This window comes from Paramagnetospirillum magneticum AMB-1 (assembly GCF_000009985.1).
Lineage (GTDB): Bacteria > Pseudomonadota > Alphaproteobacteria > Rhodospirillales > Magnetospirillaceae > Phaeospirillum > Phaeospirillum magneticum.
Genome location: NC_007626.1, coordinates 192,131 through 216,577, shown reverse-complemented (window position 1 = coordinate 216,577; position 24,447 = coordinate 192,131). Strand labels below are relative to the sequence as shown.

19 protein-coding genes are annotated in these 24,447 nt (G+C 67.7%); 3 read left to right on the top strand and 16 right to left on the bottom strand.

Features of this window, described 5'->3' with window-relative positions; translation table 11 throughout:
* Positions 1 to 24: 24 nt before the first annotated feature.
* On the top strand, positions 25 to 1,677 hold the full coding sequence (locus AMB_RS00950; protein ID WP_231848938.1) for a SpoIIE family protein phosphatase: 1,653 nt from the start codon (positions 25 to 27) through the stop codon (positions 1,675 to 1,677).
* Here the strand turns inward: AMB_RS00950 and AMB_RS00945 are convergent.
* Positions 1,649 to 2,419 (bottom strand): substrate-binding periplasmic protein, encoded by a 771-nt coding sequence (locus AMB_RS00945; protein WP_050750597.1) that lies wholly within the window; start codon positions 2,417 to 2,419, stop codon positions 1,649 to 1,651. The genes AMB_RS00950 and AMB_RS00945 overlap by 29 nt on opposite strands.
* A 241-nt stretch (positions 2,420 to 2,660) precedes the next feature.
* Between AMB_RS00945 and AMB_RS00940 the strand changes: the two genes are divergently transcribed.
* Both AMB_RS00940 and AMB_RS00935 read left to right on the top strand, forming a co-directional pair.
* Positions 2,661 to 3,191, top strand: a complete 531-nt coding sequence (locus tag AMB_RS00940; RefSeq protein WP_043743060.1) for a PAS domain-containing protein — start codon at positions 2,661 to 2,663, stop codon at positions 3,189 to 3,191.
* A gap of 10 nt (positions 3,192 to 3,201) precedes the next feature.
* Positions 3,202 to 4,533, top strand: a complete 1,332-nt coding sequence (locus tag AMB_RS00935; protein WP_011382631.1) for a methyl-accepting chemotaxis protein — start codon at positions 3,202 to 3,204, stop codon at positions 4,531 to 4,533.
* Between the two features lie 154 nt (positions 4,534 to 4,687).
* Here the strand turns inward: AMB_RS00935 and AMB_RS00930 are convergent, their stop codons facing one another.
* The 15 genes from AMB_RS00930 to AMB_RS00860 form a co-directional block, all read right to left on the bottom strand.
* Positions 4,688 to 5,830, bottom strand: coding sequence for an ABC transporter permease (locus AMB_RS00930; RefSeq protein ID WP_011382630.1), 1,143 nt, complete (start codon positions 5,828 to 5,830; stop codon positions 4,688 to 4,690).
* On the bottom strand, positions 5,827 to 6,753 hold the full coding sequence (locus tag AMB_RS00925) for an ABC transporter ATP-binding protein (RefSeq protein WP_011382629.1): 927 nt from the start codon (positions 6,751 to 6,753) through the stop codon (positions 5,827 to 5,829). Before AMB_RS00925 ends, AMB_RS00930 begins: the two co-directional genes overlap by 4 nt.
* Positions 6,750 to 7,691, bottom strand: coding sequence for an HlyD family secretion protein (locus AMB_RS00920; protein WP_050750596.1), 942 nt, complete (start codon positions 7,689 to 7,691; stop codon positions 6,750 to 6,752). The genes AMB_RS00925 and AMB_RS00920 overlap by 4 nt, the downstream gene beginning before the upstream one ends.
* A gap of 40 nt (positions 7,692 to 7,731) precedes the next feature.
* Entirely contained in the window at positions 7,732 to 9,240 is a 1,509-nt protein-coding gene (locus AMB_RS00915; protein ID WP_011382627.1) for an indolepyruvate oxidoreductase subunit beta family protein, read from the bottom strand.
* Positions 9,237 to 11,336, bottom strand: a complete 2,100-nt coding sequence (locus AMB_RS00910; RefSeq protein ID WP_011382626.1) for an indolepyruvate ferredoxin oxidoreductase subunit alpha — start codon at positions 11,334 to 11,336, stop codon at positions 9,237 to 9,239. Before AMB_RS00910 ends, AMB_RS00915 begins: the two co-directional genes overlap by 4 nt.
* Before the next feature lie 52 nt (positions 11,337 to 11,388).
* Positions 11,389 to 12,174, bottom strand: coding sequence for a 2-(1,2-epoxy-1,2-dihydrophenyl)acetyl-CoA isomerase PaaG (gene paaG, locus AMB_RS00905; protein WP_011382625.1), 786 nt, complete (start codon positions 12,172 to 12,174; stop codon positions 11,389 to 11,391).
* Entirely contained in the window at positions 12,171 to 12,647 is a 477-nt protein-coding gene (locus AMB_RS00900) for an acyl-CoA thioesterase (RefSeq protein WP_083763403.1), read from the bottom strand. The genes paaG and AMB_RS00900 overlap by 4 nt, the downstream gene beginning before the upstream one ends.
* Positions 12,631 to 13,812, bottom strand: coding sequence for a benzoyl-CoA 2,3-epoxidase subunit BoxA (gene boxA / locus AMB_RS00895; RefSeq protein WP_011382623.1), 1,182 nt, complete (start codon positions 13,810 to 13,812; stop codon positions 12,631 to 12,633). The genes AMB_RS00900 and boxA overlap by 17 nt, the downstream gene beginning before the upstream one ends.
* 52 nt (positions 13,813 to 13,864) lie before the next feature.
* Positions 13,865 to 15,286 (bottom strand): benzoyl-CoA 2,3-epoxidase subunit BoxB, encoded by a 1,422-nt coding sequence (boxB, locus tag AMB_RS00890; protein WP_011382622.1) that lies wholly within the window; start codon positions 15,284 to 15,286, stop codon positions 13,865 to 13,867.
* Positions 15,287 to 15,291: 5 nt separating this feature from the next.
* Positions 15,292 to 16,944 carry a 2,3-epoxybenzoyl-CoA dihydrolase gene (gene boxC / locus AMB_RS00885; RefSeq protein WP_011382621.1) on the bottom strand — a complete coding sequence of 551 codons (1,653 nt, stop codon included), beginning with the start codon at positions 16,942 to 16,944 and terminating at the stop codon, positions 15,292 to 15,294.
* A 203-nt stretch (positions 16,945 to 17,147) separates the two neighbouring features.
* Positions 17,148 to 18,695: a 3,4-dehydroadipyl-CoA semialdehyde dehydrogenase gene (locus tag AMB_RS00880; protein WP_011382620.1), complete on the bottom strand. Its 1,548-nt coding sequence runs from the start codon at positions 18,693 to 18,695 to the stop codon at positions 17,148 to 17,150.
* Positions 18,696 to 18,699: 4 nt separating this feature from the next.
* A complete protein-coding gene (locus tag AMB_RS00875) occupies positions 18,700 to 19,488 on the bottom strand; it encodes an alpha/beta fold hydrolase (protein ID WP_011382619.1) in 789 nt (262 codons plus the stop codon).
* 10 nt (positions 19,489 to 19,498) lie between these two features.
* Entirely contained in the window at positions 19,499 to 19,969 is a 471-nt protein-coding gene (locus AMB_RS00870; protein WP_011382618.1) for a DUF4863 family protein, read from the bottom strand.
* Positions 19,970 to 20,169: 200 nt separating this feature from the next.
* Positions 20,170 to 22,845, bottom strand: coding sequence for a formate dehydrogenase subunit alpha (fdhF, locus tag AMB_RS00865; RefSeq protein WP_011382617.1), 2,676 nt, complete (start codon positions 22,843 to 22,845; stop codon positions 20,170 to 20,172).
* Positions 22,842 to 24,434 carry an NADH-ubiquinone oxidoreductase-F iron-sulfur binding region domain-containing protein gene (locus AMB_RS00860; RefSeq protein WP_043743056.1) on the bottom strand — a complete coding sequence of 531 codons (1,593 nt, stop codon included), beginning with the start codon at positions 24,432 to 24,434 and terminating at the stop codon, positions 22,842 to 22,844. The genes fdhF and AMB_RS00860 overlap by 4 nt, the downstream gene beginning before the upstream one ends.
* Positions 24,435 to 24,447: the final 13 nt, after the last annotated feature.

Below are 24,447 nucleotides of genomic sequence, written 5' to 3'. Positions count from 1 at the left end.
TATCCCCCGAGAGCCCCCCCCCCGGTGACCGTTCCAGCGTCTTCATCTCCCTTGCCGATCCGCCACATCGGGACATTCCGCGGCCTCTCCTTCAAGCAGGCGGTGGCGACGCTGGTCATCGCCCTCGGCCTGGGAGCGGCCTCGGGATTCTGGGACCTGTCGGCCGATTACCAGCGCATGCGCCGCGAGGTGGTCGAAGTGGCCAAGGCCGATCTGGCCCTGGTGCGCGGCACGGCGGTGGAGGCCGCCTATATGCTGAGCCACGATCTGGCCGGCGAGGTGGTCAGCGGACTGGCGCTGGACCCCATGGTGGCCGAGGTTCGGCTCACCGACAATTTCGGCGACCTGCTGGGCGAAACCCGCCGCCCACCGGGCGTCACCGCGTTTCCCAGGCTGGCCGAAAGGCTGTTCGGCGACGTCGCCCAGCATTCCCTGATGCTGCAGACCCGGATGAAGGATTCCGCCAGCGACGTCGGCAAGCTGGAACTGCGCCTCGACCCCGCTCTGCTGCTTGGCCGCTATCTCGACCACGTGACCGCCAGCGCCGCTTCGGGCGCCGCCCGTACGGTCATTTTGTGCCTGCTGGTGGTGGCCGTGTTCTACGGCCTGATCACCAAGCCGCTGCTGAAGGTGGGCCACGCCATCGCCAAGGTGGACCCCGCCCGGCCCGGGGCCTCGCTCATCGAGCTGCCGCACCGCCACGAGGGAGACGAACTGGGGCTGCTGGTCAGCAACGTCAACGCCTTGTTGGCCGAATCCCAGCGCGGACTCGACGGCCGCGACACCGCCGAAGGCGCCCTGGCCGCCCTGGCCCGCGACCTGGAATTGCGGGTTCAGGAGCGCACCCACGAACTGGAGCAGCAAAAGGCCGGAGTGGAACGGGCCAATGCCGAGCTGGAAAAGGCCAACCGCTTCATTTCCGACGGCATCCGCTACGCCAGCCGCATCCAGACGGCGCTGCTGCCCGATACGGCGGCGCTGGAAGGGGCGGTGGACGAGTTCACCGTGGGCTGGCGCCCCTTCGACATCGTCGGCGGCGACTATTACTGGACCGGCATCTTCGGCGACAAGACCGTCGTCGCGGTGATGGACTGCACCGGTCACGGCGTGCCCGGCGCCTTCATGACCGCCGTGGTCTCGTCCATTCTGGCCCGCATCCTCCATCACCACGGCCATGACGATCCGGCGGTGATCCTGGCCCTGCTCAATTTCCTGGTGAAGTCGGCCCTGCGTCAGGACCGGGCCGACGCCCCCGCCGATGACGGCCTGGACGCCGCCATCTGCGTCTTCGACCGGGCCCGGGGCGTCGCCACCTTTGCCGGAGCCAATCTTCCGCTGATGGTGTGGAGCGACGACCAGATGAAGGTGATCCGGGGCGACCGCCGCAGCCTGGGCTACCGCGACAGCCCACCCGACGCGACCTTCGCCTGCCACGAAGTCCCCATCACGCCGGGCGCGACGTTCTACCTCTACACCGATGGACTGATCGACCAGATGGGCGGCCCCAACCACCGGCTGTTCGGCCGCCGACGGCTGCTGGAAACCCTGACCGGCCTGGGCAGCCTGCCGCTGGAGCTGCAGAAGGAAAGGCTGTTCGCCACCCTCGACGCGTGGCGCGGCGATCAGCCTTGCCGCGACGACATGACCTTCATCGCGATCCGCCCGAAGGCCCGCTGATCGACAGCGCGGGCGCCTGGGCTTTGGAATAGCGGGCGATGATCCGGTCGTATTCGCCCTCGGCCCTCAGCCGGGCCAAGCCGCGATTGAAGGCGTCGCGCAGGGCGACATCCCGGAAGGCGACCCGGTATTCGGTCGGCGGAAACAGCGGGTGATAGGTCACCGGCTGGCTGATGTCGGCCTTGTCGCGAACCTCGGGCTGATTGGCGAACCAGTCGAAGATATTGCGATCCGCCACGACCACATCCACCCGGCCCTTGTAAAGCAACAGCGGCTGGATCAGCTGGTTGGCCTCTTCGCGGTAGGCCTGGTTGGCCTCCGCCACCTTCTTGAACTCCGGGCCGAGATAGCTCGTGGCCCTTTGAAAGGCCAGAACCGACTTTCCCGACAGGTCTTCCAGGCGGTCGACGTTCAGCTGGCGGGACGCCAGGGTGATGGCATAGTTGCGGTAGACGATATAGATGTCCGAGTAGACTAGACCCGTCAGGGTCCCGGGCCGCTGGGTCATGGCGGCATCCATCTGGCCGCCATCCAAGGCCTTGGCCACCCGCCCAAGCGGCAGGAACACCGGCTTCATCTCGTGACCCTCCAGGGCCAGCGCCGATTTGGCGATGTCATATTCCATGCCGCGCAATTCCTCGGGAATCACGTAGGGCGACAGGGACAGGCCGACGCCCACGGTCACCTCCCGCGCCTCCGCCGGCAAGCAGAGGAGCAGCGACAACAGCACAATGCGGCGCATTTTCACCTCATCCCCACCCCGTTTGACTGTTGAATGGGAGCCTATGTCCGCCATGACGTCAATGGGACACATGGCGGGGGACAGGGCAAGAGATGGCACTGAGAATTCATGCCGGTTGACACCTTGCGGGCGGGGCTCCACTTTCGTCATGAGACGGATGGATGAGCCGCGGGGGGAGTCGCGACCTCGGTTCGGCTCAACCCGCTGATTTGCATCATTATTCCTGACGGAAGGCTTCGCCATGGCCATTGATCGGTCGCTTACCAATGTGGAGAGGACCTTCCAGTGGGACGACGTCATCGTCTCCAAGACCGACCTGACCGGAAAGATTACCTACGCCAACGATGTCTTCCTGGGCATCAGCGGCTATACCGAGGAAGAGCTTCTGGGCGCGCCGCACTCGATCCTGCGCCATCCGGCCATGCCGCGCTGCGTCTTCAAGTTCCTGTGGGACCGCATCGCCCAGGGGCACGAGGTCTTCGCCTATGTGATCAATCGGGCCAAGAACGGCGACCATTACTGGGTCTTCGCCCATGTAACGCCCTGCTACGACCAGGCCGGCAAGATGGTGGGCTATCATTCCAACCGCCGCGTCCCCAAGGCCGAGGCGGTGGCCACGGTCAAGCCGCTCTACGAGACCCTGCTGGGCATCGAGAACGCCGCCCCCGACCGCAAGCAAGGCGTGGAGCAAAGCTTCGCCGCCCTGGTCAAGACCATCGGCGATCTGGGTTTCGACAGCTATGACCGTCTGGTCATGACCATCAGCCGGTAGGAGAAACAGCATGTCCAATCCGTCGCTGCGTGGCAGGACCAATACCGCCGCATTCCTTGTCGGCACCGCCGTGGCCCTGATCGGACTGGTGGCCGCCGCCGCCATCTGGCGCCTGTTCGCCACGGAAGGCGGGGCCGGTTTCGCCGGCGGCGCGCTGGTGGTGCTGGTCCTGGCCGGACTGTTCCTGACCGCGGTCTCACTGGCCGCCCTGCGCGAGGTGAGGACGGTGCTGAGCCTGATCGAGCGCGGCGCCGCCACCGCGCACCAGGCCGCCCAGGGCGACCTGAACATCCGGGTGCTGCGCATCGGCCGCCAGGACGAACTGGGCCGCATGCTGAACGGCCTCAACCATGTGCTCGACCTCACCGAGGAATTCGCCAAGGACACCGGCGCCGCCATGAAGCGGGCGGGCGCCAAGGAATACTTCCGCTACATTCCCCTCCAGGGCCTGCGCGGCGATTACCGCACCTATGCCGAGATGATCAACAAGGTGCTGGGCGACATGGAAGCCCGCGACCAGCAGACCCAGGCCTTCGAGAAGAACGTCCACGACATGGTGTCCCAGGTGGCCAGCGCCACCACGGGCATCGGCCGCACCGCCCAAACCATGGCAAGCCGTTCGGAAAGCGCCGGCGGCCGTTCCATCACCGTGGGCGAGGCGGCGGAAACCACCACTCAACTGGCCTCGGCGGTGTCCGAATCCACCCGGCAGCTGGCCCAGGCCATCAACGAGATCGCCCAGCAGGTCACCCAGTCGGCCTCGGTGGCCCAGACCGCCGTCTCCGATATCGGCGAGACGGTGGAGTGCATGAACGGGCTGGCCGATTCGGTCAGCCAGATCGGCGTGGTGGTGCAGTTGATCAACGACATCGCCGCCCAGACCAATCTCCTTGCCCTGAACGCCACCATCGAGGCGGCGCGGGCGGGCGAGGCGGGCAAGGGCTTTGCCGTGGTCGCCAACGAGGTCAAGAATCTCGCCAATCAGACGGCACGCGCCACCGACGACATCTCGCGCCAGGTGGGGGCGGTGCAGGGCGCCGCCCAGGCCGCCGCCACCGGCGTTGCCGGCGTGGTTTCCACCATCCGCACCATCGACGGCATCGCCTCGGCCATCGCCAGCGCGGTGCAGGAGCAGGAGGCGGTGACCCGCGACATTTCGGCCCATATCGACGAGGTGGCGACCAAAGCCTCGGAAGTCTCGGAGAACGTCGCCCATCTGTCGCAATCCACCGCCCAGGCCTGCGGCGGCACGGTGCGCGTCATCTGGAGCGCCCGGACGCTGTCCAAGGTGGTCGAGGCGCTGAACGACGAGGTCAACGCCTATGTCAGCAAGGTGCGGTGAACGGTTTCATGGCGGCCGTCGAAAGAACAGGCTTGTCATCCTGACGACCAAAGGGAGGAAGGATCTCCGCCCGGAGCAGCGGTGCCGATTCGAAAACGCCGCTCCAAGATGAGATCCTTCGACTTCGCTCGGGATGACAAAAAGGTTAGGCCCGTCAGTCCAGCGTCTGACGGTACTGCTTCATGGCCAGCAGGGCGCTGGCCAGCACGAAGGCGATGATCGGCCACATCTCGGGCCAGATTTCCGCCATGCCGTTGCCTTTCAGCAGGATGCCGCGCACCACCCGCAGGAAATGGGTCAGCGGAAAGATCTCGCCCACCCACTGCGCCCAGACCGGCATGCCCCGGAACGGGAACATGAAGCCCGACAACAGGATGGACGGCAGGAAGAAGAAAAAGCTCATCTGCATGGCCTGAAGCTGGTTCTTGGCCACGGTGGAAAAGGTGAATCCCACCGTCAGATTGGAGGCGATGAACAGCAGCAGCGCCACCGACAGCAGGGTCAGGCTGCCCATCAGCGGCACGCCGAACAGCCAGCGGCCCGAGGCGACGATCACCACCACCTGGACATAGCCCACCCCGATATAGGGCAGGATCTTGCCCACCATCACCTCCAGGGGCCGCACCGGCATGGCCAGCAGGTTTTCCATGGTGCCGCGCTCGCGCTCGCGCGTCACCGCCAGGGCGGTCATCATGACCATGGTCATGGTCAGGATCACCCCCATCAGGCCGGGGACGATGTTGTACTGGCTGATTCCTTCCGGGTTGTAGCGCCGATGGACCCGCAGATCGACGGGATCGGGTCGGCCGCGCAAGGACGACAGCGGGCCGGTCAATTCGGCGTCGAACACAGTGCGCATTAGGGCGCCGGCCGCCGCCACCGCATTGCTGGCCGCCGCCGGATCGGTGGCGTCGGCCTCCAGCAGCAGGGCCGGGCGCTCGCCCCGCACCAGGGCGGCCTCGAAGCCCAGTGGGACGGTCACCACGAACTGGGCGTCGCCGGTGGCCAGGTGCCGCTCGGCTTCGGCCTCGGTGCGGACCTCGCCCACCATGCGGAAGTAGGAGGAGTTGCGCAAGCCCGCCACCAGGGCGCGGGCGAAGGGACCGTCCTCCTGCACCTGCACCAGGGTGGGCAGCCCTTTGGGATCGGAATTGATGGCATAGCCGAACAGCACCAGTTGCAGCAGCGGCACCAGCACCATCATGGCGAAGGTCAGGCGGTCGCGGCGCATCTGGATGACCTCCTTGATCATCACCGCCATCAGGCGCGACCAGGAGAGGGACGCGGAGCCGTTCATCGGAAATTATCCTCCGCCTGCCCCATCAGGTGGATGAACACGTCCTCCAGGCTGGGCTCGGTGCGGCTCCACACCAGGGCGGGGTCCGAGCGCCACGGCGCGATGGCGGCTTCCAGCGCCGCCGAATTGGTGCCGCTGACGTGCAGCGCGTTGCCGAAGGGCGCCGCCATGGCGATGCCGGGCCGCCCCTCCATGCGCAAGGCCAGCCGGTCGGCGCCGTCGCCTTCCACCAGCCAGGTGACCAGGCCCGAGCCCCGAATCACCTCGGAGACCGTGCCGCGCACCATCAGGCGGCCATAGGCGAGATAGCTGATCTCGTGGCAACGCTCGGCCTCGTCCATGTAATGGGTGCTGACCAGCACGGTCATGCCGCCCGCCGCCAGCCGGTGGATGTGGTCCCAGAAATCGCGCCGCGCCTTGGGATCGACGCCGGCGGTGGGCTCGTCCAGCAACAGCAGCTCGGGCTCGTGCAGCACGCAGGCGGCCAGGGCCAGACGCTGCTTCCAGCCACCGGAAAGGGTTCCCGCCAGTTGCTTGCGGCGCTCGGCCAGCCCCAGATCGGCCAGCGCCTCGTCCACCCGCTGCTTGCGCCGGTCCAGGCCGTAGACCCGGGCGACGAAATCCAGGTTCTCGGCGATGGTCAGGTCCTCGTAGAACGAGAAGCGCTGGGTCATGTAGCCGACCCGGCGCTTGATCTCGTCCGACTGGCGCAAGATGTCGAGACCGAGGCAGGTGCCGCGCCCGGCATCGGGGGTGAGCAGCCCGCACAGCATGCGGATGGTGGTGGTCTTGCCCGAGCCGTTGGGGCCGAGAAAGCCGAAGATGCGCCCTCGGGGCACCAGGATGGAAAAATCCTGGACCACGGCGCGGCCGGCAAAGCGCTTTTCCAGACCCTGGACGTCGATGGCAGCCGCGCCGTTCACCTGGCCGGCACCGAAACGTCCACCGGCTGGCCGGGATTAAGGGCCAGCGGCGCCGCCGCCGCGCCCCGCGCCTCGACGCGAAACACCAGCTTGTCGCGGCTTTCCACGGAATAGATCACCGGCGGGGTGTATTCCGCCTGGGTGGCGATGAACGACACCCGCGCCTCGCCCGCCGCGCAGCGGTCGCAGGCGTAACCGACGGCATCGCCCAGCTTCACCGCCCCCAGCCGGGGTTCGGGCAGGAAGAACACCAGCTTGACGTTGCCGGGCGGCAGCAGCGACACCACCGGCTGACCGGCGGGCACGAACTCGCCCACCCGGTAATAGACCTTCTCCACCACGGCATCGGCCGGGGCCTTGGGGGAAAGGTCGAGCAGCCGCTTGTCGGCCTTGGCCAGTTCCAGGCGCTTTTGCCCCACCAGGGCCTCCTGCGCCGCGATCTCGTCGGGGCGGGCGCCCAGCAGGGCGGTGCGGTATTCGGCCTCCAGCCGGCGGACCTGGGCGCGGTCGCGCTCCAGCGCCGCCCGGGCCTCGTCCAGCCGGGCGCGGGAGGCATAGTCGTTGCGGGCCAGGATATCCTGGCGCTTCAGGGTCGCCTCGGACAGGCGCAGCGCCGCCAGGGCCTCGGCCTTCTGCTCGGCGATGGCTTTGAGTTCGTCGGGGCGCTTGCCCTTCCGGAGGTCGGCCAGTTGCGCCTCGGCCCGCTCCAGGTCGGCCACGGCCTGGTCGCGCACCGCCCGCTCGACCAGGGTGTCGAGGGCGAACAGCGGCGCCCCCGCCGTCACGCGCTCGCCCTCGCGCACCTCGACGCCGGCCAGGGTGCCGGCCCCGGTGGGCGCGACGCGCACGTACTCGCCCTCCACATAGCCCTGCAGGCGCAGGGGCTCGGCCAGGGCGAGGGCGGGCAGCAGGCAGAGGATGCAGGCGAGACGCTTCATGCCGACAGGATCGGCGGGCAATTCGGACCTGTCAATCCGCCTATGCGGCAGCCCGCTCGGCGATGGCCGCCAGGGTGCGGTCCAGCCCGGCGCCTTCCGGGTCGGCCAAGGCGGCGGCCCGGGCATTGGCGATGGCGTCCAGGGCGAAATCCAGGGACCAGCGGCCGGCGGCGGCCGGAATGATCACCGCCTCGCGGATGCGGCGGAAGTTGGCCGAGCCACGATTCCAGGTCTCGCCATAGCCCTTGATCAGCCGGGCGCATTCGGCCACCTCAATCCCTAAGGCGGGCGACAGACGGGCGGCATCGCCCAAAGCCGCCAGCCAGTCCTCGATGGCCGCCTGCTCCTGATGGAAGCGGTAGGAGTGCCGCCGCCAGAGCTTGAGCGCCGCCAGCAGGCGAAGGGTGGCGAAGCCGAAGATGCCGCTGGCATTGACCTGACGCCCCCAGGCCGCCTTGCCCGCCCAGCCACCGCCATGGGCGGCGGCCAGGATGGGCCGGGCCAGGACACCGGGCAGCAGGGCACAGATCTCCTCCAGACCGGGCTTGAGGAAATCGCGGACCACCACCGGCTGACCGGGCCGGGCGGACACTTCGGCGCGGATGCGCTCCAGGCGGGCGGGATCGGTCTTGAGGCGGGCCACGTGGATCACGTCCTCGAAGGACATGCGGACCGCCAAGTGCTTGGCCACCCGGGCCAGCAGGGCCTCGTCGGCGCTGACCTGGGACAGGGCGCGCAGGCGCTCGACGTAAAGCCCGGCATAGCGGGCATCCTGATAGGCGGTCAGACGTTTCACCCCCTCCTCCGCCAGGGCGCGGGCGGCGGCGGGCAGGAAGCCCAGTTGCACCGCCACCAGTTCCGAGCCTGGGACCTCGGCATGGGGGCGCTTGTGAGAGGCTGTCGAGGCCGCGGGAATCTCGCCCCGCGCCGCCTGAAGGCCCAGGCGGAAGCCACGCAGATTGCTCTCCACCGCCTTGGCCGAGGCGACGATCTGCTCCTCGAAGGTCTCGGGCGCGATGGGCAGCAGCCCGCTGCCCGCCACGGCGCCCAGCAGCACGGCGTTGACGATGCAGCCCGCCGACTTGGCCGCCTGCTCCATGTCGAACAACAGGTGATGGCGCGAACCCGCCTGAATGGCGGCGCGCAGGCGGTCCCCGTCATAACGGCCGTCGCCCATCTCCATCTTTTCGGCCACCGCGTGGACCCGGTGGCTCGACGCGATGAGCTGAGTGCGCGCCGGGTCCGACCAGCCGCGCGTCACGCAGCGCGCCGCCTCCATCAGCTCGGTGGCGACGATCAGGTCCACCTCGCCCAGCGACGGCGACAGGGCCAGAATGGGCCTTGCGTCCCCCAACTCCGCCAGGGGCGTGGGGAAGATCTCCACGTAATAGGTAGTGGCGCCGGTGCGCTGGGCCACGCCCGGCACCGAGGTGCTTTGCACCGCCAGGCCCGAGGCATGGGCCGCCTCGACGATCCAGTCGGTGAGCACGCCGCCGCCCTCGCCGCCCATGGCGGCCACGACGATGCACAGGGGATGGGGAGTGCTCATGCGCCGATCCTCCCCTGCATCCAACCGATGACCCGGCGGCGCATTCCGTCCAGCCAGAGATCGAGACCGGTGGGATTCTGGATCACCTCGGCCCGCCAGAAGGACGGACACAGCGCGGCGGCGTGGGCCACCTCGCCGCACAGCCCGCAGCCGACGCAGGACGGAATCACCGAGGCGACGGGATCGTCGCGCAACGGATCGGGATTGGGCTTGATGGTCAGCGACGGACAGCCCGACAGCCGGATGCAGGCGTGGTCGCCGGAACAGATGTCGTCGTCGACGCCATAGCGCACCCGCACCACCTTTTCCCCCGCCTTCAATTTGGCGGCGTCCTCTGCCTTCACCCGGCGCTGGCGGGCCAGTTGGCATTCGCCGTCGGCGATAATCACCCGCAGGCCCTGGCCCGCCCCCCTGATGGCCTCCTTGAAGGTGTCGCGCATGGTGGAAACCGAGTAGGACCGCACCTTGCGCAGCCACTTCACTCCCATGACCTTCAGCGTGGCGCCGATATCCATGGGAGTCTCGTTGCGGTGCCCCTCGGCCAGGGTGGAGGGCATGTATTGCTGCCCGGTGGCCGAGGTATAGCCGTTCTGCAGGATCACCAGCACGCCGTCGCCCTTGTTGAACAGCGAGCCGGCCACGCCCGAGATGATGCCGTTGTGCCAGAAGCCGCCATCACCCATCACCGCCACCGGGCGCTTGCCCGTCACCGGCCCGACGGCGGCGGCCGAGGCGAGGCTCATGCCGAAGCCCAGGATGGAATTGCCCATGGAAAAGGGCGGCAGGGTGCCGAAGGAATGACAGCCGATATCGGCCGACACATGAGTCCGGCCGATGTCCTTTTGCGCCAGCTTCAGGGCGGCGAACACCGGGCGTTCGGGACAGCCGGTGCAGAAACCGGGGGGGCGGCCGGGAAGCTCCTTGTCCAGCAGCGCCGCCGCCGTCTTGCGATGAACGTCAACCGCATTGACGATGGCTTGCGCCGGCTCGGAACCCAGGAATTTGGCCAGCCCGGCGGCCAGCACGTCGGCGGTGTATTCCCCCGCCTGGGGCAGGCAGTCCTTGCCGTGCAACTTCGTCTGGATGTCGGCTTGGCGCATCATCAGCGACAGGGTCTGTTCCAGGTATTCCGGCGTGCCCTCCTCGACCATCAGCACCGATTGCTTGCCGGCGCAGAAGGCCGAGATTTCCTCGGGCACCAGCGGCCAGGTGACGTTGAGGCAATAGATGGGAATGGCCGAGTTGCCCAGGGCGTCGGCCAGACCCAGCTTGGCCAGGGCGCGCATCAGGGAATTGTAGAGGCCACCCTGGACGATGATGCCGACGTCGTCGCGGGTTCCGGGAAAGACCTCGTTGAGCTTGTGTTCGCGGATGAAGGCCCGCGCGGCGGGCAGGCGCTTTTCCACCTTGGCCGCCTCGTGGGCGAAGGTGGACGGCGGGTGCGACAGCCGCCCGTAATCGAAGGCGGCCGGCGCCTGAATCGGTGCGCCCGGCTTGTTGTCCTTGGCCTGGAAGCTGCCGGTGACGTGGCAGGCCTTGATGCGCAGCTCGACCATGACGGGGGTGTTGCTGGCCTCGGACAGCTCGAAGCCCTTCTCCACCATATGGACGATGGAGGGCAGATGGGGACGCGGGTCCAGCAGCCACAGGGACGATTTCATGGCGAAGGCGTGGCTGCGTTCCTGAATGACGCTGGCGCCGTCGCCGTAATCCTCGCCGATGATGATCAGCGCGCCGCCGATCACCCCGGGCGAGGCCAGGTTGGACAAGGCGTCCGAGGCGACGTTGGTGCCCACCACCGACTTCCAGGTGACGGCGCCCCGCACCGGATAGGCCAGGGAGGCGGCCAGCAGGGCGGCGGCCCCCGCCTCGTTGGTGGCGGCCTCGACGTGCACGCCCAGCTCGCCCAGCAGATCCTCGGCCTCGATCAGCACGTCCATCAGGTGCGACACCGGCGCGCCCTGGTAGCCGCCCACATAGGTGACCCCCGATTGCAGCAGCGCCTTGGTGACGGCCAGGATGCCCTCGCCCCGGAAGGTCTCCCCCTCCCCCAGGCGCAACAGGCCGATTTCATGCTGGAACGACCGCTCGGCCATGATGCTCTCCCGGTTTCAGGTCATGGACATATGGGAATTGGCACCCAATTTTTCACCGACCCTCGAAGCGCGGCGGGCGTTTTTCCATGAAGGCCCGCACGCCCTCCTGATAATCCTGAGTGCATCCCGCCTCGGTCTGGAGGTCTCGCTCCAGGTCCAGCTGGGCATCCAGGGTATTGGCCCCCGAGCGGGCCAGGGCCTTCTTCATCAGCGCCAGCCCCCGGGTGGGCTGGGCCGCCAGTTGCGCCGCCATGGCCAACACGGTGGGCAGCAATTGCTCGTCATCGACGCAGCGCCAGATCATGCCCCACTGCATGGCCTGCTCGGCGGTGACCTTCTCGCCCAGCATCATCAGGGCGGTGGCCCGCGCCGTGCCCACCAGACGCGGCAAAGTCCAGGTTCCGCCCGAATCGGGGATCAGGCCGACCTTGCAGAAGCTCTGGACGAAGGCGGCGGACCTGGCCGCCACCACGATGTCGCAGGCCAGCGCCAGATTGGCGCCCGCTCCGGCGGCGGTGCCGTTGACGGCGGCGATCACCGGCATGGGCAGGGCCTTCAGGCTGCGGATCAGCGGGTTATAGCGGGCATCCAGCGACGCCCCCAGATCGGGGGGCGGATCGCCCGGCTTGGACACCCGGTCGGACAGGTCCTGACCGGCGCAAAAGCCCTTGCCCGCCCCGGTGATCACCAGACAGCGGGTGCCGTCCTCGGCGGCATGGGCGACCGCCGAGCGCAGCGCGCCGTGCATCTCCACATTGAAGGCGTTGATGCGCCCGGGCCGGTTCAAGGTGATGGTGGTGACGTCGCCCGTGCGGGCGACCAGGATGGTCTCGCTCATTCCGCCGCCTCCGCCAGCCGGGCACGATAGGCCTCAAGCCGTGCCCGCATGGGGCCGGGCATGGGCACCGCCTTCACCTTTTCCTGATCGGCGACGACGCAGACGAAACTGGTCTCGAACGCCACCACGCCGTCACCACGCGTGCCGATGGTGCGAAAGTGAATGGAGGAGCCGCCGACCTTGTCCACCAGCACCGAGATGTCCACCCGGTTGCCGGGCCTGAGCGGCGCCTTGATCTCCATGCCGATCTTCACGAAGGGCGTGCCGAAGCCATGTTCCTTATTGATGGTGTACCAGTCGTAGCCGATGACATCGGCCATGAAGACCTCGAGCGCCTCCATGGCGTATTCCAGGAAGCGGGGCGTGTAGACGATGCGCGCCGCGTCGGAATCGCCGAAATGGACCCGGCGGCGATGGGTGAACACGCCGCCCTCCATGGCCTCGATCTCTTCGAGCTCAGTAGGTTTCGACATGATAGCGCCCTTCTTCGCGCATCCGGGGCCGCAAGTCCGCCCAATCCAGGCCGTGCAGACGGCAGATGTCGGCGAAGGCCTCGTCGCAGCCCTGCTCCATGCCCTTCAGCCCGCAGATGAAGACATGGGTGTCGGCCGAGGCCAGCAGGGCGGCCAGATCGTCGGAGCGTTCGCGGATCTTGTCCTGAACGTATTGCTTGGGCCGGTCGGGCACGCGGGAAAAGGCCAGGTTCACGTCGATCAGGCTTTTCGGCAGCTTCATCAGCGGGCCGAAATAGGGCAGTTCCTCCGGCGTGCGGGCACCGAAGAACAGCATCAGCTTGCCCGAGGCATCCTGGGCATTGCGGCGGCGGCGCTCGGTGAAGGCGCGGAACGGCGCCGAGCCGGTGCCGGTGCAGATCATGATGATGTTGGCGTTGGGGGCGTCGGGCATCAGGAAGGCCTGGCCGAACGGACCGGCCACCCGCACCTCGTCGCCCTTCTTCAGGTCGCAGACATAGTTCGAGCCCACGCCTCCCGCCACCCGTTTCACCGTCAGCGCCAGATTGTTGCAGCCCGACCGCTCGCCCTCGCGCGGCGAGGCGATGGAATAGAGGCGGATGTTGTGGGCGCGGCCCTTGGCATCCGTTCCCGGCGGCACGATGCCGATGCTCTGGCCTTCCAGGAAGGGAAAGGCATTGTGCGAGAAGTCGAGCACCACGTGGTGGATGTCGGAGTCCGTCCCCTCGCCGGTGATGCGCATATTGCCGGCGACGCGGGCCGTCACCGGCGTGTCGCGGGAATAGAGGTTGAAATAGGGCTTGGCCGCGCTGGCCGGCGGCGGCACGGACGGCCCGGTGGTCGCCGTGGCGGCGGCCAGCAGGTCGCTGACCTCGCCGGGCGGCAGCGGAGCGGGCTCGGCCGGGCCGGGGCCGGTCTGGCCCAGGGGCAGTTCCTCCCAGCCGAACTGGTCGTCGATGCTCCAGGGCTGGTCCACCAGCAGCCAGTTGTCGATGGCCCCGGTGGGACAGGGCGAAACGCAGGTGCGGCAGCCGGTGCACTTGTCATAGGACACCACGTAATTGGTGCCGTCATGGGTGATGGCGTCGACCGGACAGGCTTCCTCGCAGGTGTTGCAGCGGATGCAGACCACCGGGTCGATGAGATGCTGGCGTTTCAGTTCCATGGCCCGCTCCAATCAAGCTCTCCCCCCGGCTCAGCCGGGGGGAGAGAGGTCCTTACGCAAACCGGACGTAATCGAAATCCACCGGCTGGTTATTGATGCCGCGGGCCGGGGGCGCGATCCAGTTGGCGAACTTGCCGGGCTGGGTCACCGCACCACCCATCAGCGACAGCACATAGGCGAGGTCGGATTCGGACGGCAGCCACTCGTCGCGGCGACGGGCGAATTCCTCGGTGGAGATGACCTTGCCGCTGGGGTCGACCGCGATGTCGGAGAAGTGGCCGATGGCGCGGTTGAAGGCCAGATGGGGCAGGGTCAGCTTGAAGTCGATGCCGTGCTTGGCGATGATCTTGTTCCAGCGCTCGACGCCCTTGGCCACGTCCTCGGCCCAGTCCAGGCGCAGGCGCTCGTTGAGCGCGTTCAGGGCCGGGACCTCGACCGCCTGGAAGCCGCCATTGACCGGGTGCAGCACCGAATAGGTGGTGTGCTCGAGCTGGTGGTCGTCACCGATCTTGGTCTCCTCGTAGCGGCCCTTGAGGCCCATGTTGTACGAGGTCGCCGCGTTGGTGGACACCTCGGCGCCGTACAGGTCCGACGTCACCGAGTAATGGAAGTTCAGGTAGCGCTGGATGGTCGGCAGGTCGATGACGCCGAACTTCCTGACGTCCTCGGTGCGGTTCTCCTTCATCACCTGGCAGGCGCGTTCGATGATGCGGCCGACGCCGGATTCGCCCACGAACATGTGGTGGGCTTCCTCGGTCAGCATGAAGCGGCAGGACCGCGACAGCGGATCGAAGCCGGATTCGGCCAGGGCGCACAGCTGGTACTTGCCGTCACGGTCGGTGATGAAGGTGAACATGAAGAAGGCCAGCCAGTCGGCGGTCTTCTCGTTGAAGGCCCCCAGGATGCGCGGCTTGTCCGCGTCGCCCGAGCGCCGGGCCAGCATCTCCTCGGCCTCTTCGCGGCCGTCCTTGCCGAAATGGGCGTGCAGCAGATAGACCATGGCCCACAGGTGGCGGCCTTCCTCGACGTTGACCTGGAACAGGTTGCGCAGGTCGTAGAGCGAGGGGCAGCACTTGCCCAGCAGGCGCTGCTGCTCCACCGAGGCCGGCTCGGTATCGCCCTGGACGGTGATCAGGCGGCGCAGCATGGAGCGGTACTCGCCGGGCACTTCCTGCCAGGCGTCCTCGCCCTTATGGGCGCCGAAATTGACCTTGCGATCCTTTTCCGGCGGCGCCAGGAAGATGCCCCAGCGGTAATCCTCCATCTTGACGTGGCCGAACTGGGCCCAGCCGTCGGGCTCGGCGCTGATGGCGGTGCGCAGGTAGATCTCGGAGGTGGAGGTCCCCTCGGGGCCCATCTCCTTCCACCAGTCGATATAATGGGGCTGCCAGGATTCCAGGGCGCGCTGCAGCTTCCGGTCCTCGGACAGGTTGACGTTGTTGGGGATCTTTTCGGCGTAATTGATCGAGGACATGACGGTTACACCCTTTCCTGATTGTAGGCGGCGCGCTTGCCGGTGCCGTAGAGCTTGAGGGCACCCTGATCGCCGACGGCGTTGGGGCGCTGGAAGATCCAGTTCTGCCAGGCGGTGAGGCGGCCGAAGATCTTGGTTTCCATGGTTTCCGGACCGGCAAAGCGCAGATTGGCCTCCATGCCGGTGAGAGAGTCGGGCGAGAACGACGCCCGCTCCTCGATCATCAGACGGATCTCGTCCTCCCAATCGATGTCGTCGGGGGTGCCGGTGACCAGACCCAGCTTGGCGCAGGCGGCGGCGTCCAGATCCTTCCCGATGGTGTCGCGGGCCTTGCCGACGCTGTCGGGCTCGCCCAGGAAGCGGGTGGCCAGACGCGAGATGCCGTTGCCCATGGGCAGGCCGTCGAAGTTCAATGCCGACAGGCGGATGGCGGCGGCCGGCGCCGGATTGTCCTCGAAGGTGCCGTCCAGCATGAAGGACCGGTCCACGGCGAACAGGATCTCGGCCACGAAGCCGGCGAAGCACGAGCCCGGCTCCACCAGGGCGAACAGGGTGCGGCTGGTGACGTCCAGACGCTTCATGGTGCGCTTCCAGTACAGCAGGATCTCGCGCACCAGCCAGTCGGAGGCGCCGAACGTCTGCAGCGCCGCGTCATAGCCCATCACCAGGTCGGCATCGCCTTGGGTGCGGAACACCCAGGTGGCGATGGTGGTCTCGTTGGCCCGCAGATGCAGGATGGCGTCGTCCAGTTCGCGGGCCAGGGCCAGGGGATAGAAATCAACGCCCTGGGCCTTGATCCCGGCCAGATCGGCGGGACAGGCGGCCTTGGGCCCCTTGATCGTGATATTGGCCGCCCGGGTGGCGCGGTCGAAGGCGATGTCGATGTGGGGATAGGTGACGCTGTCGGTGCCGATGACGCGGGACACCTGGGACAGCACCACGCCCTTCTCGGCGGTGGGGCGGTCCGAGCGGGCGGCCAGCTCGGCGGCCTTCTTGGCCACCGCCGCCTTGAAGGCCGAGGAGGGAATAACCTCGTCCACCAGGCGCCATTCCACGGCGCGCTTGCCCTTCACGCCCTCTTCTATGGAGCAGAAGATGTCGGCCAGATCGCGGCGCACCTTGCGCTTGTCCACCACGCGGGTCAGACCGCCGGTGCCGGGCAGCACGGCCAGCAGCGGCACCTCGGGCAGGGACACCGCCGTGTTGCCGTCGTCGACCATCATGATGTAGTCGGTGGCCAGGGCCAGTTCATAGCCGCCGCCCGCCGCCGTGCCGGTCACCGCGCACAGATAGGTCTGGCGCGAATTCTCGCTGGCATCCTCGATGGAGTTGCGGGTCTCGTTGGTGAACTTGCAGAAGTTAACCTTGTGGCCGTGGCTGGAGACGCCCAGCATCTTGATATTGGCCCCGGCGCAGAAAATCTTGGGATTGGCCGAGGCCATCACCACGGCGCGCACCTCCGGGTGCTCGAAGCGCAGGCGCTGCACCGCGTCGTAAAGCTCGATATCCACGCCCAGATCGTAGGAGTTCATCTTCAGCTCGTAGCCGGGCGCCAGGGTGGACGCCGGGTCCACATCCATGGTCAGCGTGGCGACCGGACCGTCGAACGCCAGCTTCCAGTGGCGGTAGCTCTCGGGGGAGGTTTGAAAGTTGATCATGGGCGTGCCGCCTCGGTTGGAATGACTGAATGCACTATAGTGCAGCTCTGGAATCATTCGCAAGAGCAATTTGGTATTAAAGTACCGCTTTGCCGATTCACTTGCACTATCGTGCATGTGGGGAGGCGAGCGTCCTTTTTAACCCTCTCCCGCGTGCGGGAGAGGGAGGGACCGGCCCCGAGACCGGGAGGGTGAGGGCCTTCTTAAAGCGCGACCACCGCCGCGCCCTGGGTCATGGCGTCCAGCATGCTTCGGCTGCCCTGGATGGCCGAGCGCTGCATGTAGAAACGCAGGCCGCGCAGGCCGCCCAGCTCCTCGCCGCCGCCCGCCCGTCCAGGACCGCCGTGGATGCAATGGGGCATGACCACGCCGTGGCCGGAGTGGCTGGCGGCCACGCTGGAATCCACCACCAGGACACGGCCATGGCTGGTGGCGATGGCGGGAACGAAGCCGGCCAGAAAGGCGGCATCCCCGGAAAACACCGAGGCCGCCAGGGAACCGCCGCCCTTGTGGGCCAGGTCCACCGCCTGTTCGACGCTGTCGTAGGGCATCAGGGTGGCCACGGGACCGAAGACCTCGATCTCGTGCACCGCCCTGGCGGCGAGCGGGTCATTGCACAGCAGCAACGTCGCCGGCACGAAACAACCACCATCGTCGTTACCGCCACCCGCCACCACCTGGGTTTCGGCCTTCAAGGCCTCCAATCCGGCCCAGGCCGCCACCGTCTGCGCCCGGCTGACCAGCGGTCCCATGCGCACGCCCTCGGTGCGGGGGTCCCCCATCAAAGCCTTGGCCAGCGCGGGTTTCAGCGCCGCGACCACATCGTCCACCCGGCTGCGCGGCACCAGCACCCGGCGAATGGCGGTGCACTTCTGCCCGGCCTTGACCGTCATCTCGCGCGAGACCTCCTTGATGAAGGCGGCGAACTCGGGCGCGTCGGGCGCCGCGTCCGGTCCCAGGGCGCAGAGGTTCAAGGAATCCGCCTCCACCGCGAAGCGGACATTGGCGGCGATGACATTGGGATTCGAACGCAGTTGAGCCGCCGTCTCGGCCGAGCCGGTAAAGGCCACCACGTCGCCGGGCTTCAAATGATCCATCAGGTCACGCCCGCCGCCGCACAGCAGCGACATGGCGCCTTCGGGCAGCACGCCGGCCGCCACCACGTCCTTGACCATCTCATAGGCCAGCCACGAGGTGGCGGTGGCGGGCTTGGCCAGGAAGGGCACGCCGGCCAGCAGGCTCACCGCCGCCTTCTCCCACAGGCCCCAGGAGGGGAAGTTGAAGGCGTTGATGTGCACGGCCACGCCGCGATTGCTGGTCCAAATGTGGCGGCCGCGAAAGGCCTCGTCCTTGGTCAGCTGGTCGTCCGTGGCCTCGGCCAGCAGCCGCGCCTCGCCCAGCTTGCGCCCGATGGAGGCGTAGTATTTCAGCGTGCCGATGCCGCCATCCACGTCGAGGCCCGCATCCACCGCCGTATTGCCGGAATTGGCCAGGGCCACCGTGTTATAGCGCTCGCGATTCTCGGCCAGCACCCCGGCCAATGCGTTGATCAGCCCCGCCCGCCCGGCAAAGGACAGGGCGCGCAGCGCCGGGCCGCCCCTGTCCCGGGCGAAGGCCAGGGCCTCGGCTATGTCCAGGCCGTCGCCGGAAGCGGTGGCCAGCACCTCGCCGCTCACCGGGTCCTTCAGTTGCGCGCCCGAACCGGCGCCGTCCTGCCAACGCCCGGCAAGGTAGCTCTGCAAGCGGATCATGGGATCATCCTATGGATTGGACAAAGCGCGTGATGGCGGCCAAGACCGCCTCGGGCTGGTCCTTGTGGGGGGAATGGCGGCAGGCGTCGAGCAGCACCACTTCGGCGCCCGCTCCGGCCTTGGCCTTGATGGATTCGTATTGCACGGCGCTGCCGTATTCGTCGTCGCGGCCCTGAATCACCATCACCGGAACCCGGATGCCGGGTAGGAATTCCTCCAGATTCCATTGCATGAAATCGGGATCGAGCCAGGCGCCGTTCCAGCCCCAGAAGGCGCAATCCACGTTGTCGTGATGCAGCTTCATCAGCCGGGCGCGCAGGTCGCCGCTCTCATAGGCCAGCTTGGCCTGACGGATGGAGGCGACGCAGATCTCCTCGTTCATCACATGAGGGGCCAGACAGACCACGCCCACGATATCGGGAGCCTGGGTGCCGCCGGCGTGGATCAGCGCGATGGAGGCGCCGTCGGAATGGCCCACCAGCACCACCGGCCCCAGATCCAGATGCTCGAGCAGATGGGTCAGGACGTCCAGGCCCTCGCGATGCATGTAGGTCAGCGGACGCGGCAGATCGACGGGCGTCGAGCGGCCATAGCCGGCGCGGGAGTAGATGAACGCCCCGCAGCCGGTGGCCTCGGCCACCCGGTCGGGAAAATCCCGCCAGATCCCCACCGAACCCAGGCCCTCGTGCAGGAAAACCAGGGTCGGCCGCCCCGGCGCAGGGGGATGGACCCAGCGATATTCCAAACGCTGGTCGCCCAGATCGATCAGGCCGTGCTGATGTTCGCGCCACATGGCTCGGCCCTCACTTGGGCCGCGAGAAATCGATCTGCCCGTCGGGCAGCAGGTACAGCACCAAAGCCGCACCCTCGGTCAGGGTGGGACGGTGGACGCTGTCCGGGCCATAGACCAGCCAGCCACGCGGCGCGCCGTCGAATTTGGCGTCCGGATCGATGGGCATGATCATGTCGATTTCGCCCAGGGGATGGCGATGACGCGGCCCGGCCACGTCCTTCATGTGGACCACGTCGATGGAAAAGCCGGAAAGCTGGCCGTCGGCCTCGGCGACCCGGCCGTAGCGGATGCCGCCGTGCTCGTTCTCGCACATCCAGCCCTCGGCAATGGCGGCATGGCAGGCGAATTCGATGGCTTTGAACACCTCGCCGCCCTCGGGAAAGCGCGTGTTCAGCACCTCGCCCAGGGAGGCATCCACCGGCAGCCCGGCGATGGAAGAAGTTACCTGCGCCACCAGCGCCTTGAATGCGGTCTTGGACACGGATCATCGCTCCCATAGGGGTGAATGTCCGGAACTATATCACCGCACCCACCGCCTTAGAAGCATTATAATGCATGACATCATGCCACATGTCATCCCGAGGCCAAGCCGAGGGATCTCCGCCTGGCAGGGCGGAGTCGATTCGGACCAGCCCGCCCAGGATGGGATCCCTCCTCCCGATGGTCGTCGGGATGACGCTCCTATTCAGAGCAAGGCAACAGCCGCACCGCCGAGACCTTCAGCTCGGGAATCTTGGCCACCGGGTCCAGCGCCGGATTGGTCAGGAGATTGGCCGCCGCCTCGGTGAAGCAGAAGGGCAGGAACAGCGCCCCCGGCGACAGGCGGGAATCGGCCACCGCCGCCGCCTCGACGGCGCCACGGCGGCTTTCCAGCCGCACCCGGGCGCCCTCGGCCAGTCCCAGGCGGGCCATGTCCCCGGGGCTGACATTGACCGCCGGCAAGCCTTGCAGCCGGTCCAGCACGTCGGAACGCCGGGTCATGGACCCCGTATGCCAGTGTTCCAGCACCCGGCCGGTGGACAGCAGGAAGGGATAGTCGGCATCGGGGTTCTCGGCCGGGGCGAGGCCCGAGGCCGGGACGAGGCGCGCCTTGCCGTCGCCGGTGGGGAAGACATCGCCGAACAGGATGGCCTTGCCGGCCGGCGTGGTGATGCCGCCCTCGCTCTCCAGCCGCTCCCAGGTGATGCCGGACAGCGAACCCATCAGCCCGCACATCTCGTCGAACACCGCCTTCGGCCCGTCATAGGTCCAGGGAAGGCCCAGGCGTCGCCCCATTTCGGTGATGATCCACAGATCGCTCCGCGCCTCGCCGGGCGGGTCGATCACCTGGCGTCCCATCTGGATGTGGCGGTCGGTATTGGTGAAGCTGCCGGTCTTCTCGAAGAAGGACGAGGCGGGCAGCACCACGTCGGCCAGCATGGCGGTTTCGGTTAGGAAAATATCCTGTACCACCAGATGCTCCAGCCCGGCCAGGGCCTGGCGGGCATGGGCGAGATCGGGGTCGGACATGGCCGGATTCTCGCCTTCCACATACAGGCCGCGAATGATCCCGGCCTGGGCGGCGTCCATCATTTCGACCACGGTAAGACCGGAATCGGGATCAAGCTCGACGCCCCAGCCCGCTTCGAAGCGCTGACGGACGGCGTCGAGCCCCACCCGCCCGTAATCGGGCAGCATCATGGGAATCAGGCCCGCGTCCGAGGCGCCCTGGACATTGTTTTGACCTCGTAACGGATGCAGGCCGCTGCCCGGCCGCCCCACATGGCCGCACAGCAGGGCCAGGGCGATCAGGCAGCGGGAATTGTCGGTGCCGTGGCTGTGCTGCGACACCCCCATGCCCCACAGGATCATGGCCGAGGCGGCGCGGGCATAAAGCCTCGCCACCACGCGGATGGTTCCGGCATCGATGCCGCACAGGGGCGCCATGGCCTCGGGAGCATAGGACTTCAGATGCTGGGCCAGTTCGGCGAACCCGGTGGTGCGGGCCTGCACGAAATCGCGGTCGTAAAGCTCCTCGGCGACGATGACGTGGAGCATGGCGTTCAGCAGGGCCACGTCGGTGCCGTTGTTGAACTTGAGGTGATGGCTGGCGAAGCGGGTCAGCGCCTGCCCCCGGGGATCGAGGATCACCAGTTGGGCGCCGCCCTTCACCGCGTTCTTGATGAAGCTGGCCGCCACCGGATGGTTGGCGGACGGGTTGGCGCCGATCAGGACGATCACCTCGGCGTTGGCCACCTCGGCCACCGGCGCGGTCACCGCCCCCGAGCCGATGCCTTCCAGCAGCGCCGCCACCGAGGAGGCGTGGCACAGCCGGGTACAATGGTCGACGTTGTTGGACTTAAAGCCGGTGCGCACCAGCTTCTGGAACAGATAGGCCTCCTCGTTGGAGCCCTTGGCCGAGCCCAGCCCGGCCAGCGCCGAAGCGGGCAGACGCTTCAGCCCGGCCGCCGCCGCATCCAGCGCCTCGTCCCAGGATGCGGGGCGGAAATGGGTGAAGGGATCGGCGGGGTCAAGCGGTTCCTTGGGCGCCCCCTCCTTGCGGATCAGCGGCACCGTCAGGCGCTGGGGATGGCGGGAATAATCGAAGCCGAACCGACCCTTGACGCACAGGCGCTGGTGGTTGGCCTCCCCGTCCCGGCCCTTTGCCCCGACGATGTCGCCGCCCGCCACGTGATAGGTGACCTGACAGCCCACGCCGCAATAGGGGCACAGGCTGTCGACGCTGCGCTCCACCCTGACCGGCCCGGCGGCGGGCAGCAGCGCGCCGGTGGGGCAGGCCTGGACGCATTCGCCGCAGCCGACGCAGGAACTGGCCCCCATGGATTGGGCGAAGTCGAAGGTGATGCGGCTGTCCGCCCCCCGGCCGCTCATGCCGATCACGTCATTGACCTGCACCTCGCGGCAGGCGCGCAGACAGAGCGTGCAGTGGATGCAGGCGTCCAGGCGCACCGCCATGGCCGGATGGGAGGTATCGGGGCGCACGGGCGCCGCGCTGGGGGCGAAACGGCTGGCCGTCACGCCCAGCGCCCCGGCCCAGCCCAGAAAGGCCGAGTCCGGATCGGGCGAGGCATGGTCGGCCAGCAGCAGCTCGAACACCATGCGCCGCGCCTTGGCGGTGCGTCCGTTGGCCGCCTCCACCACCATGCCCGGCGTCGGGCGGCGGCGGCACGATGCCGCCAGGGCCCGTTCGCCCTTGATCTCCACCACGCAGGCCCGGCAATTGCCTTCGGGCTCGAAGCCCGGCCGGTCGGTATGGCAGAGATGGGGAATGGTGGTTCCCAGGCGCTTGGACACCTGCCAGATGGTCTCGCCCTCGGCCGCCTCGACCTCTTGGCCGTCCAGGGTGAAGCGGATCATGTCACCACCTCGGGGAAGTGCCGAAACAGGCTCTGCCACACATTGGGCGCCGCCTGCCCCAGGCCGCAGATGGAAGCGTCGCGCATCACCCCGGCCAGATCGTCCAGCAGATCGCGATCCCAGGCGGGACCGGCCAGCAAGCCCACCGATTTGGCGGTGCCCACCCGGCAGGGCGTGCACTGGCCACAGCTTTCATGGGCGAAGAAGCGGGCCAGGTTCAGGGCCACCGCCCGCAAGTCGTCGGCCTGGGAGAACACCACCACCGCCGCCGAACCGATGAAGCCGCCATGCTCCTCGATGGCGCCGAAGGCCAGGGGCGGCTGCAGCCGGGCCGGCAGAAAGCCGCCCGAGGCGCCGCCCGGCAAATAGGCGGCCAGCACATGGCCGTCCTCCATGCCGCCGCAGAACTCGTCGATCAGTTCGGAGACGGTAATGCCGTTGGGGGCGATCTTCACCCCCGGCTCCTTGACTCTTCCGGAGACGGAATAGGTGCGAAGACCGTGATGGCCGTTGCGGCCTTCGTTGCCGAACAGCTCGGCGCCTTCGGCCAGAAGGCGGCTGACCCAGTACAGGGTCTCGACATTATTGACCAGGGTGGGGCGCCCGAACAGCCCCACCTCCGCCACATAGGGCGGGCGCTGGCGCGGCAGGCCGCGCTTGCCCTCCAGGCTTTCGATCAGCGCCGATTCCTCGCCGCAGACATAGGCCCCCGCCCCCCGGCGCAGATGGATGGTGATGTCGCCGGGCAGGTCCCGGATCAGCGTCGCCAAGCCTTTATGCAGGTCTGCATACTCGTCGCGCAGATAGAGATAGACCTCGTCGGCCTCCACCGCCCAGGCGGCGATCAGGGCGCCTTCCAGCACTTGGGCGGCATGGTTTTCCAGGAACCAGCGGTCCTTGAAGGTGCCGGGCTCGCCCTCGTCGGCATTGACCACCACCAGCCGGGGACCGGGCTGGGCGGCGACACTGCGCCATTTGCGGGCGGTGGGAAAACCGGCCCCGCCCATGCCGCGCAGGCCCGCCCGCTCCAGCTCGGTCAGCGCCTCATCACGGGGCAGCTCGCCCGACAGGCAGCGGTCGAGAACGGGAAAGGACTCTCCGGACGGCATTGGCGGAGAGTAAGGCTCGGCCAGAGCCCTGGCCACCTTGGCGGCATCGGCCCGGCGCACCGGCACCTTGCCAGCCAGGGCGACGGGGGCATGGTCGCACAGGCCGGTGCAGGGCACGTCTTCGACCATCACCCCGTCGGGCAGGGCACCCAGGTCGAGCGGACGCATGGAGCAGGCCGGACCGGTGCAGCGGCGCAGCACGGCCGCCGGCGCCGCCTCATGGTCATCGAGCAGGCGGAAATGGGCGTAGAAGCTGGCCGTTTCCTGCACTTCGGCGGGGCTGAGGCGCATTTCCTCGGCCAGGGCTGCCAGATGGTGGCGATACAGGCCGCCGAATCCGTCCTGCAGCCCGTGCAGATTCTCGATCAGCAGATCCCGGCGGCGGAAGTCTTCGGGCAGCACGGCGACAATTTCGGCCACGGAGACGGGCGAGGCGGCGGCGGGGCCGAGGCGGCGGTGGGTGCGGGAGGTAGCGCTCATCCAATGCACTATA

Coding starts and splice junctions, on each gene's coding strand:
- boxA (WP_011382623.1), bottom strand. CDS start 13,812: ATGGAACTGAAACGCCAGCATCTCATCGACCCGGTGGTCTGCATCCGC.
- AMB_RS00930 (WP_011382630.1), bottom strand. CDS start 5,830: ATGAACGGCTCCGCGTCCCTCTCCTGGTCGCGCCTGATGGCGGTGATG.
- AMB_RS00940 (WP_043743060.1), top strand. CDS start 2,661: ATGGCCATTGATCGGTCGCTTACCAATGTGGAGAGGACCTTCCAGTGG.
- AMB_RS00945 (WP_050750597.1), bottom strand. CDS start 2,419: ATGCGCCGCATTGTGCTGTTGTCGCTGCTCCTCTGCTTGCCGGCGGAG.
- AMB_RS00935 (WP_011382631.1), top strand. CDS start 3,202: ATGTCCAATCCGTCGCTGCGTGGCAGGACCAATACCGCCGCATTCCTT.
- boxB (WP_011382622.1), bottom strand. CDS start 15,286: ATGTCCTCGATCAATTACGCCGAAAAGATCCCCAACAACGTCAACCTG.
- AMB_RS00900 (WP_083763403.1), bottom strand. CDS start 12,647: ATGTCGAAACCTACTGAGCTCGAAGAGATCGAGGCCATGGAGGGCGGC.
- fdhF (WP_011382617.1), bottom strand. CDS start 22,845: ATGATCCGCTTCACCCTGGACGGCCAAGAGGTCGAGGCGGCCGAGGGC.
- boxC (WP_011382621.1), bottom strand. CDS start 16,944: ATGATCAACTTTCAAACCTCCCCCGAGAGCTACCGCCACTGGAAGCTG.
- AMB_RS00875 (WP_011382619.1), bottom strand. CDS start 19,488: ATGTGGCGCGAACATCAGCACGGCCTGATCGATCTGGGCGACCAGCGT.
- AMB_RS00920 (WP_050750596.1), bottom strand. CDS start 7,691: ATGAAGCGTCTCGCCTGCATCCTCTGCCTGCTGCCCGCCCTCGCCCTG.
- AMB_RS00915 (WP_011382627.1), bottom strand. CDS start 9,240: ATGAGCACTCCCCATCCCCTGTGCATCGTCGTGGCCGCCATGGGCGGC.
- AMB_RS00860 (WP_043743056.1), bottom strand. CDS start 24,434: ATGAGCGCTACCTCCCGCACCCACCGCCGCCTCGGCCCCGCCGCCGCC.
- AMB_RS00910 (WP_011382626.1), bottom strand. CDS start 11,336: ATGGCCGAGCGGTCGTTCCAGCATGAAATCGGCCTGTTGCGCCTGGGG.
- AMB_RS00880 (WP_011382620.1), bottom strand. CDS start 18,695: ATGATCCGCTTGCAGAGCTACCTTGCCGGGCGTTGGCAGGACGGCGCC.
- paaG (WP_011382625.1), bottom strand. CDS start 12,174: ATGAGCGAGACCATCCTGGTCGCCCGCACGGGCGACGTCACCACCATC.